This window comes from Pseudomonas sp. FW305-7 (assembly GCF_058786735.1).
Map to the genome: position 1 here is coordinate 1 of NZ_JBYSZA010000056.1, position 9,802 is coordinate 9,802.

Here is a 9,802-nt window from a genome sequence, read left to right on the forward strand (position 1 = left end):
CCCACAGGTTTTGTGTTGCACTCGGTCCTTGTGGGAGCTGGCTTGCCAGCGATGAGGCCCTTACATTCAATACAACTTATGTGATTGTTTGTTATCAAGCATCGACACTTTATCTGTTGGCCTGGTCAATAAATTACTGAGCGACTGGTCAAACTTCTGCAGCGCCCTTACTTGCACATCCTGCTGCTGATTAATATCCGCCACTATCTCTTCCGAGCGCTTGAAGTCTGCCCACACCGGCGTCAATTCCCGCGCATCCGAACCTTTCGCCGTACCGATATAGTTCAACCGCTCATCATAAAAATCGGCACTGACATCCGCCTTGATGTCGGAACTGCGCGAAGTAATCAACTGGCTATGAGTGTCGACAATCGCCACCACATCCGGTCTGGCCGCACGCAGGCTCTGCATGTCCGGGTACACCGTCACCGAGCCGAACTGGCGTTGCAAAGAAGCGTTGACCCAATCCACCGCCATGTCGGGTTTCGAGCTGGCAACGTAAGCATCGTGGATCGGCTGTACCAGCAAACTTTGGCCGAAACCGTTGCCGGCGTTGGCCTGATAGTTGCGAAGGTATTCGCGGTTGGTCTGGGTGCTCGGACTGTAGACCACGCCAAGCGATACGCCGGGACCGCTTTTCACCTGGGCGGCGCTGCTGCGGCCAACCGGTTGCGTGAACAGCGTGTCGAGGGATGAGACTGCTTTCGGTGCGGTAGGCACCGAGCAGGCGGAAAGGGCTAAAACCGATATCGCCAAAGTGCTGGCAAACGCAAGTTTCATGGTGTTTCTCCCGTGAAACAACATCAGCGGAAAGTTTGAGTTGTCGTCGTCGACGACCGTTAATTGAGACTAAACCCGCTACGCTGTAAGCAACCTGACAATTTGCTGTCTGGTTTGCTGTTGAATAGTTTTATTTGCTGTAACGCGGGGCGGTTAATTGCGCCGGGAAATAAAAAGGCGCAAATCGATGATTTGCGCCTTTTTATTTATGGCTGATTAAACATCCATCAGTTTTTCAGCGGGATCAGCACTTGCTCATCCGGCGACAGCACCATGAACACCAACAACTTGGCCGGTTTGGTTTTGCTGGCATTTTTCGACACCAGATGTTCGGAGCCGGCAGGCTCGTACCAGAATTGGCCCTTCTTGTAGGTGATCGCCTGTTCGCCTTTTACCTGGGAAATGACTTCGCCTTCGAGTACGTAGGCCATGGCCGTGCCGTCGTGTTTGTGGGCAATGGAAGACTGGCCGGGTTTGTAGTCCACCTCGATCATCATGGCTTTTTTGCCGGGGGCGTTTTTCAGCATCTGGTCTTGCAGCACGGTGACTTTTTCGGACGGGTCGTGGGCGAAAGCGGCCGAGGCGCAAAGGCTCAGGGCAAGGGCAGAGGCGAAGAGGTGCAGGGCTTTCATGGCGGGTTACCTGTGAGGTTGGGGGTGCAATCACAGTAGTCCGCAGGGTGGCGCATTCAAACGGCCAATATTCGGGAAGATCAGGTGACCAATCTGTGGATCTTCAGTGCTTTCAAATAAGCCATCGCTGGCAAGCCAGGCTCCCACAGGTTTTTGCGTCGTTCGCATGATTAATGAACGACACAAAACCCTGTGGGAGCCTGGCTTGCCAGCGATGGCGTCCGTAAGTCAAACGATAGGAAAGCTGTTGAAGTCGACGCTATTGGCCAGCCGGCTATCGATCAGGTCAATAAACCCCTGCGCTTCGGGCCGGTTGAAATGCGCCTGCATCGCCGCTTCCGACTGCCAGCGCGCACTGACCGTCCAGCGGTGACTGTCCTCAGGGCAACGGTCGACCAGATAGGAATCGCAGCCCGGGGTTTCGCGCAGGGTTTCGACGATCTTCTGCAGTTGCCTGCCCAGTTCCTCCGAGCGGCCGGCGGCAGCCTGCACCTGGACCGTATTGATCACTTCGTTGGACATTGCTCACACTCCTGAATCAGGCCGGACGAATCCTGCTCATTGAGGGATAACGCCTGTGCAGAATAGGCCTGCACCTGTCGATCACCAATAACCAATCGGCGGTTAATCGCCCAGACCAATCATTCAGGCAACTTGTTGCAGAATGTCGCGCAGGCGATCCAGAGCGATATCAATGTCGAGGGTTTCGATGGCGCCGAAGCCGAAGTACAGACCGTTTTTCGGCGGTTGCTGGTAATAGAAACCATTGATCGAATACAGGCCAACCTCGACCTTTTTCGCCAGTTCGATTACCAACGACAAGTCGATCGGCACCTTGCAGAACACCGCCATGTGAAAGCCCGCGCTGGCCGGCACCGCGTCCAGCCATGGCGCCAGATCGGTGGCCATGCGCGCCAGAATCCGCTCGCGGCGCTGGGCATATATCGTGTGGCAGCGGCGGATATGCTTGAGCAGGCAACCCTCAGCGATGAACTTCGCCAACGCCCATTGCGGGAGGGTCGAGGCGTGCAGGTCGGTGAGCTGTTTGGCGCGGATCACTGCCTCGAGAATGGCCGGCGGCAGGATCGCATAGCCCAGACGCAGCTCCGGCAACAGGGTTTTCGAGAAGGTGCCGACGTAGGCGACGATGCCGCGTTGATCGAGATTGAACAGCGAATCGGTGGGCCGACCCTCGTAGCGAAACTCACTGTCATAGTCGTCCTCGATAATGATTGCGCCCAGTTCATGGGCGCGGGCCAGTAAGGCTTCACGGCGTGCCTGACTCATCGGCATGCCCAGCGGGAACTGGTGCGAAGGCGTTACATAAATCAGCCGCGTGCCGTCGGGAATCTGCTCGACGACAATCCCTTCAGCATCCACCGGCACACCGACCACCTCGGCGCCATGGGTACCGAACAACAGGCGTGCCGGCGGATACCCGGGGTCTTCCATGGCGACCAGACTGCCGGGGCGGATCAACACGCGAGTGATCAAGTCCAGTGCCTGTTGCGCGCCGTTGCACACGACGATGTCTTCATCCTGACAGTTGATCCCACGGGAAAACGCGATGTGCCGGGCAATCGCATTGCGCAGCGCCGGCAGGCCTTCGGCGACACTGTAGAAACCTTTGGACTGGCCCATCTGCCGCATCGCATGGGCGACGCAGCGCCGCCAGTCATCCTGCGGAAACTGGCCCTTGCTGGTGGCGCCACCGATAAAGTCATAACGCAGCGAACCTTCCAGCGTCGGGTGGCGCAGAAACACCGGCAGATTGCGCCAGCTCTCGATCACCTCGGCACTGGCCAGCTCGGTGTGGCTTTGTTTGCGCTGGATCTGCGCCGGGCGCGCGTTGACGTAGGTGCCTTTGCCGATGACCCCGGTGAGGAAGTTTTCGTAGGTCAGCTGCGCGTAGGTGTCGGAAATGGTCTTGCGCGAGATGCCCAGTTGCTCCGCGAGCAGGCGGCTGGGCGGCAGTTGCGTGCCAGCGGCCAGACGCCCGGACTCGATGGCCCCGCGCAGTTGCTGATACAACTGACCGGCGAGATCCTTGCGGCCGTTGATCACGACGTGAAGTTCCATACCGACGAGGCTCCCCGGGCAATTGAGTGTGCCGGCCAGATTACTCCCGTTTGTTTGCGGGGCAGTAGTTGCGTGGAGTAAAAAACTCGAATTGGTCACGTACCTTGTGGGAGCTGGCTTGCCAGCGATGAGGCCTTCGGATCCAGCATTAGTGTCAGCAGATATACCGCCATCGCTGGCAAGCCAGCTCCCACAGGGTCAGTGTGTGTCCGGGTTCAGTGGTGTAGCGGTTTTCCGTGCAATTGGGGCTGTAATGCATCGCTGTCGGCGGTTACGGTGAAGTCATCATTCCGTCCACCGAGAACCGCCATGTCCCCGCGCCTGGATTACTACAACGCTTCGCCCAAGGCGATGAAAGCGATGATTGCCATGGAGGCGCTGACTGCCAACCTCAGTATCGAACAGCCACTGCTGCAACTGATCCGGGTCCGCGCCTCACAACTCAACGGCTGTGCGTTCTGCACCGACATGCACTCGGTGGATGCGCGGCGGGCGGGGGAGAGTGATCGGCGTTTGTATGCGATCGCGGTGTGGCGCGACAGCAACTTCTTCAACCCGCGCGAGCGTGCGGCGTTGGCCTGGGCGGAGGCGGTGACGTTGTTGGCGGAAAGTCATGTGCCTGACGATATTTATCAGCAGGCCCGCGAGCAATTCAGCGAAGGGGAACTGGTCGACCTGACCATGGCCGTGACTACCATCAACAGCTGGAATCGTCTGGCCGTCAGCTTCCGCCAAACCCCCAGCGACTAATCAACCCATGATCGTTCCCACGCTCCTGCGTGGTAATGCCTCAACGGACGCTCCGCGTTCGGCTCTGAATGGGACGCGGAGCGTCCCGGGCTGCGTGCCCACGCGGAGCGTGGGAACGATCGGTAAACCCCAAGCGATTGAACACCACATGATCGTTCCCACGCTCCTGCGTGGTAATGCCTCAACGGACGCTCCGCGTTCGGCTCTGGATGGGACGCAGAGCGTCCCGGGCTGCATTCCCACGCGGAGCGTGGGAACGATCAAGATCAAAATCATTGCGGTGGGCGTTGTGGTTTAACCGAGGTGCCGAAGGTGTTGCCCATCCGCGTACTGGTCGCGGCCGGCGTCGCGAGACCAACCTGATTCGGCGGCCGTTTATTCACCGGCACATTCAGTGCTTCCTGATTCTTCTCCGCCGCCGCAGCGCCTTCCGGGTTGTTGCCCATCTGCTGGCTCAAGCAGTCGTAATTCGGCGCCTTGTAACCGCCGACCGTCACTTCCACACAACCCAACGGCTGCTCGGCATAAGCGCTCGACAGCGCCATCAACAACAGCCCGCCAAGGCTCAATCGCCACAGTGTTTTCATGCTCGCCTCCTGGCCGGCCCGGAGGGGCCGCGCTATGGCTTGAGTCTAGTGCAAGCCATGCGCAATTCCCGTGATGGTTTTTTTGCACCGCCCGTCACACCAGATTCATAAACAGCCCTCAGGATGACGATTTTCAAGGATTCGTCAGCCGTGCAGCGAGGCAGTTCCCGAGACGGTTTTCAGCGTTCAACGAGGCTTGTGCGCCGGATGTGTCTGGGGTGGCTGCTTGGCTGTGCGGCGGGCCACGCGATGGCCGACGCGGTGCCGGCGGACTTGCGCATGACGCTGCATATTCCGGCACAGGATCTGGCCCATGCGCTGGATCAGTACAGCCACGCCACCGGTGTGGCGGTGCTGGTCGACAGTCAGTTGAGTCGCGGTCGACGCTCGCTCGCGGTGGACGGTGAATACACCGCCGCCGATGCTTTGCGTCGGTTGCTCGGCGGCAGTGGATTGATGGCGCGTTATGCCCGCGACGATGCGTTTACGTTGCAAGTGGCGCAGGTCGAGGACGTGCCGGCGCTGCCACAAAAACAGACGCCCGAGAGCGTCGCGGTCAACCGCAGTTACGCCACGGCGGTGCAAGCGGCGATCGAGCGCAACCTGTGCCGCTCGCCGCTGACCCGTCCGGGCAGCTATCGCGCGGTGTTGCAGGTGTGGGTCGGCCGCGACGGCATGGTGCAGCACAACCGGTTGGTCACTTCGACCGGTGATGTACGGCGCGACAACGCGCTGGTGGAGAGTTTTCGCAATCTCAGGATCGACCGGCCGACGCCCAGCGCCTTGCGTCAGCCGGTCACGTTGCTGTTGTTACCGGAGTCGTCAGGGAAACGCATGGAATGCACCACATGGGAAGGAGTTTCCGGGGGATGAAAGACACCGGACAAGGTTCGATGGTCCAACTGTTCCTGACGTCCTACGAGGACTTTCGGGTGCGCCTGCGCAGGCGTCTCGGTTCGGAAGATCTGGCCAACGACGTGCTGCACGAAACCTACCTGCGGGTCGACCGCATGGAGACGCCGCCGAACGTCCTGCGACCCAATGCCTACCTCTATCGCATGGCCCTGAACATCGCCGCCGACCGCCGCCAGGCCGATGCGCGGCTGCTCACTGGCGAGGAAGTCGAGGAGCTGCTGCAAATGGGTGACGAAGCGCTGGACCCGGCGCGGGTAGTGGGCGGGCAAAAGGAAATCCAGTCGTTGCTCAGCGCCCTCTACGAACTGCCCGCACGCCGTCGCAAGATCTTCATTGCGGCGCGTCTGGAAGAGGCGCCGCACCTGGAAATTTCCCAGCGTTTCGGCATTTCCACGCGCATGGTCGAGAAGGAAATCAAAGCCGCATTGGGCTTCTGCGCCGCGAAACTGGAAAGAAAAGTGTTTCAGCGGTTCGGTCGCGGGGCCGGAAAACCGTCTTCTGAATAGTGCCCGATCAATTCGTTGAGAATCTGCGCGTTTGAACATCTTTCGACTGACACCTGCCGAGCCATCGGCGGCCGACAATCTGCACAGCGAAGCCCGCGACTGGCTGGTCCTGCTGACCTCCGGCCGCGCCACCGTGGCCGACGCCCGCGCCTTGCGCGAATGGTGCGCACAGAGCGCCGAGCATGCGCAGGCTTTCGAGCAGGCCAAGGTGTTGTGGCACAACCTGCAGCCCGCCGCCGAAGGATTGCAGGCACCGCGTGGGTTTGGCCGCCGCGCCTTTCTCGGCGGCGCGATTGCTGCGTCGGCGGCATTTTTGCTGGTGCGCGGGACGATTCCCGGTGGCTTCGAAGGGCTGGGTGCGGACTTCATTACTGAAGTCGGCCAGCAGCGGCGTTTCGAACCGGCGCAGGGGGTGAGTCTGGAGTTGAACACGCAGACGCGGATCAATCAGCGTGCAGTGTCTGACGGTGTGCAGGGTTTTGAGTTGGTCAGTGGTGAGGTTGAAGTGCAGACCGCTCGTTTGCCGCTGGCGATGCAGGCTGGGGGAGGGTGGTTACGGGCCAGTCAGGGGCGTTTCAACTTGCGTAACACTGATCAACAAGTCTGCGTGACCTGTCTTGATGGCGCGGTTGAAGTGGATGTTGAAGGTCGTAGCCTGCGCCTGGAGCCGGGGCAGCAGGTGACTTATGACGCGGGGCAGGTTGGCAGTGTGCAGAGTGTCGATACGGCGGCGGTGATGAACTGGCGGCAGCAAGTGTTGGTGTTTAACGGCGCTACGCTGAGTCAGATGATTGATGAGATCAACCGGTATCGACCGGGGATGTTGTTGCTGCTCAACCGTGAGCTTGGGCAGCGGCGGGTGCAGGCGCGGTTCAGCCTTGACCAACTTGCTGGCGTTGCATTGCTGATTCGGGATGCCTACGGGGTCAAATGCACCGAGTTGCCGGGGGGCGTCGTGGTTTTGAGCTAGTGGGTTTGACTGGGTACATATCCGTTGCTGCGGTAACGGCTGCTTAGGGTTCCGCCCTTACGGCGGGTCACCTTTTCCAAACGCCGAAAAGGTAACCCAAAAGGCTTGCTCCTACGTGCGGCCCGCTCGCTGAGGCTCGGGGTTCCTTCGCTCCGGGATCCATCCGGGCGCATCGCCTCCGGTTTGCTTCGCTGCACCTCCTCTCGATGTGTTTGGCTGCGCCAAACGGTCGCTGCGCTCCCACCCCCGGATGAATCCCTCCACTCAGCCTTCCGACGTCGCCCGGGGATCAAAATCAAAAGCTGCAGCCGAGCTAACGCTCATCCTTTGAGTGGTGCGGCATTCGCCGCGTGCGGGTGGTACATATCACCCCTGTAGGAGCTGCCGAAGGCTGCGATCTTTTGATCTTGCTGTTGCTTTTGTGTGGGAGCGAGCCTGCTCGCGAAGGCGGCCATCCAGCCAACCAATCTCTTGCTGATGCACCCGATCCAACTGTAGGAGTGAGCCTGCTCGCGATGACGACCTCACAGCCAACCAATCCCCCAACTGACCTCACCCAATCCCTGTGGGAGCTGGCTCGCCAGCGATGACGGCCTGCCAACCAACCAATCTCTTGCTGATGCACCCGATCCAACTGTAGGAGCGAGCCTGCTCGCGATGACGGCCTCACAGCCAACCAATCCCCACTGACCTCACTCAATCCCTGTGGGAGCTGGCTCGCCAGCGATGACGGCCTGCCAGCCAACCAATCTCTTGCTGATGCACCCGATCCAACTGTAGGAGCGAGCCTGCTCGCGATGACGGCCTAACAGCCAACCAATCCCCAACTGACCTCACCCAATCCCTGTGGGAGCTGGCTTGCCAGCGATGACGGCCAGCCAACCAACCAATCTCTTGCTGATGTACCCGATCCGCCTGTAGGAGTGAGCCTGCTCGCGATGACGACCTCACAGCCAACCAATCCCACTGACCTCACCCAATCCCTGTGGGAGCTGGCTTGCCAGCGATGACGGCCTGCCAGCCAACCAATCCACAACTGAATCCACCCATTCCCACATTTGATTCATGGCCCGCAAATCACTCCAACGGCCCAATCACCTGCCGATACTTCTCCACCCCCTGCGCCGTCCCCCGACTCAACCGAATCTCCAACCCCAACGGATCCTCACGCCGATTCCCGCTCAACTGCCGCCACCCCTTATCCACCTCCCAAACCCGCACCTGCACATCACTGACCTCCTGCAACACCGCCACCCCATTCCCAGGCGCCGGCAACGGATACTTACTCCGCGCCTCAGCCACCGCCCGATACAACGTGTCGCCCTTGACCCACCACCGCACCCGCTGCAAAGCCCCCGGCTGATCCGCCGCCGTGCGAATGATGTCCAGACGAAAACCCTTACTGTCGCTACTGCGCACAGTCAGAGCGGGCGGGGCGCTCGGCGGCTCATCATCCACGCCAACCTTCCTCGGCTCGGTCAACTCAACCCCCGCCCGCATCTCCACATCCCGCTGCAACTGATTCAACGCCCGCAACAAACCGTCACTCTGCTCACTGCTCGCCTGCAAATGACTGTCCGCCCGCGTCACACTGTCCAGCCCCCGCCAGGCAATCAAACTCACCACCGCCATCAACAAAATCGCGACCATCACCTCAATCAACGTAAACCCTTGCTGGCGCTTCATTGCAGACTGATCCTTCCACTGCCATCACGCAGCACACTCAACCGATTCATCCCATCCGACAACGTCAATTGCAGCGGCGGATTAATCCACTCAGCGTTCAGCACAACCCGCTGTTTCGGCTCCACCCGCACCTCCACCTTCGGACTCTGCCAGGCACGCGGCCGCAACTGCGGATCCTGCGCGAAATGATCAAACCCCTTGCCACTGTCACTGCGCCGACTAAAGCGAAACCCCTTGGCATCACTCACCCACACAATCGGCCGACCATCGGCGCGAGCCTCCGCCTGCGCCACCTGCAGCAACTGCGCCACACGCTCGGCATCCTTGCGCAGCAACTGCAACGGATCGGGCTTGATACTCAAGCTGATCGCCGCACTGGCGATGCCGATGATCACCAGCACCACCATCAACTCGATCAGCGTAAAACCCTCTTGCCTGTTCATCGCGCGCGCGCTCCTTTGCGTTGAGCAACATGCTGCACGGCCAACATGTAAGGCGTGTGAAATAAAACGGAGAGAATTGCCGCGTAGGCTGACAGCAGGGATAAAAAGGAGATTCAACCCATGACCTTCACCACACGCTTTTCCCCACCCCAAATGGTCCAGGCCCTCGCACTGCTCGCCGCGCTGGTCGGCGTGGCGACATGGTCGTCGCTGCTACTGACCTCCGCCGAATCACACACCCCGACAGCGGCCCCGCAGTTGCTGGCGGCGCGCAGTGATAGCCCGGCGTTGCAGTGGTTTTCCAATCAGACGACGCCGATGGATATCAAGGTGAGCGGGGTGATGGCGGGGAGTCGCGGGGCGGTGGCGATACTGAGTTTGAACGATGGGCCACCAAGGAGTTTTTTGCAGGGGGAGAAGGTTGGGCCTGGGGTGAAGTTGGTGGCTGTGGAGG

At 60.0% G+C, this 9,802-nt stretch carries 12 protein-coding genes; 5 read left to right on the forward strand and 7 right to left on the reverse strand.

Annotation, left to right across the window (positions count from 1 at the left end):
* Nucleotides 1–66 precede the first annotated feature (66 nt).
* The 4 genes from AC3WMT_RS30565 to pdxR all read right to left on the reverse strand — a co-directional run bounded on the left by AC3WMT_RS30565 (nt 67) and on the right by pdxR (nt 3,491).
* Entirely contained in the window at nt 67–780 is a 714-nt protein-coding gene (locus AC3WMT_RS30565; RefSeq protein WP_103307411.1) for an ATPase, read from the reverse strand.
* 227 nt (nt 781–1,007) lie between these two features.
* Nucleotides 1,008–1,412: a cupin domain-containing protein gene (locus AC3WMT_RS30570; RefSeq protein WP_103307410.1), complete on the reverse strand. Its 405-nt coding sequence runs from the start codon at nt 1,410–1,412 to the stop codon at nt 1,008–1,010.
* Nucleotides 1,413–1,640: 228 nt separating this feature from the next.
* Nucleotides 1,641–1,934 (reverse strand): putative quinol monooxygenase, encoded by a 294-nt coding sequence (locus AC3WMT_RS30575; protein WP_103307409.1) that lies wholly within the window; start codon nt 1,932–1,934, stop codon nt 1,641–1,643.
* 123 nt (nt 1,935–2,057) lie between these two features.
* Nucleotides 2,058–3,491, reverse strand: a complete 1,434-nt coding sequence (gene pdxR / locus AC3WMT_RS30580) for a MocR-like pyridoxine biosynthesis transcription factor PdxR (RefSeq protein WP_103307408.1) — start codon at nt 3,489–3,491, stop codon at nt 2,058–2,060.
* A gap of 309 nt (nt 3,492–3,800) precedes the next feature.
* Between pdxR and AC3WMT_RS30585 the strand changes: the two genes are divergently transcribed.
* The gene (locus tag AC3WMT_RS30585; protein WP_103307407.1) at nt 3,801–4,241 is read left to right on the forward strand and encodes a carboxymuconolactone decarboxylase family protein; all 441 of its coding nucleotides are present in this window, start codon (nt 3,801–3,803) and stop codon (nt 4,239–4,241) included.
* Nucleotides 4,242–4,513: 272 nt separating this feature from the next.
* Here AC3WMT_RS30585 and AC3WMT_RS30590 read toward each other — a convergent pair whose 3' ends face one another.
* Complete coding sequence (locus AC3WMT_RS30590; RefSeq protein WP_103307406.1) at nt 4,514–4,828, reverse strand: hypothetical protein; 315 nt, start codon at nt 4,826–4,828, stop codon at nt 4,514–4,516.
* 207 nt (nt 4,829–5,035) lie between these two features.
* Here AC3WMT_RS30590 and AC3WMT_RS30595 point away from each other — a divergent pair, with 207 nt between their 5' ends.
* The 3 genes from AC3WMT_RS30595 to AC3WMT_RS30605 are packed head-to-tail and all read left to right on the forward strand — an operon-like array spanning nt 5,036 to nt 7,219.
* Entirely contained in the window at nt 5,036–5,701 is a 666-nt protein-coding gene (locus AC3WMT_RS30595; protein ID WP_103307405.1) for a secretin and TonB N-terminal domain-containing protein, read from the forward strand.
* Complete coding sequence (locus AC3WMT_RS30600) at nt 5,698–6,249, forward strand: RNA polymerase sigma factor (protein ID WP_103307404.1); 552 nt, start codon at nt 5,698–5,700, stop codon at nt 6,247–6,249. Before AC3WMT_RS30595 ends, AC3WMT_RS30600 begins: the two co-directional genes overlap by 4 nt.
* A gap of 31 nt (nt 6,250–6,280) precedes the next feature.
* Entirely contained in the window at nt 6,281–7,219 is a 939-nt protein-coding gene (locus AC3WMT_RS30605) for a FecR family protein (RefSeq protein WP_103307403.1), read from the forward strand.
* 1,077 nt (nt 7,220–8,296) lie between these two features.
* On the opposite strand, the gene AC3WMT_RS30610 is transcribed toward AC3WMT_RS30605, so the two are convergent.
* Nucleotides 8,297–8,905: a type II secretion system protein GspJ gene (locus AC3WMT_RS30610; protein WP_103307402.1), complete on the reverse strand. Its 609-nt coding sequence runs from the start codon at nt 8,903–8,905 to the stop codon at nt 8,297–8,299.
* On the reverse strand, nt 8,902–9,348 hold the full coding sequence (gspH, locus tag AC3WMT_RS30615; RefSeq protein WP_103307401.1) for a type II secretion system minor pseudopilin GspH: 447 nt from the start codon (nt 9,346–9,348) through the stop codon (nt 8,902–8,904). The genes AC3WMT_RS30610 and gspH overlap by 4 nt, the downstream gene beginning before the upstream one ends.
* Nucleotides 9,349–9,468: 120 nt before the next feature.
* Here gspH and AC3WMT_RS30620 point away from each other — a divergent pair.
* The coding region (locus AC3WMT_RS30620; RefSeq protein WP_103307400.1) for a general secretion pathway protein GspC at nt 9,469–9,802 on the forward strand (334 nt) is incomplete at its 3' end.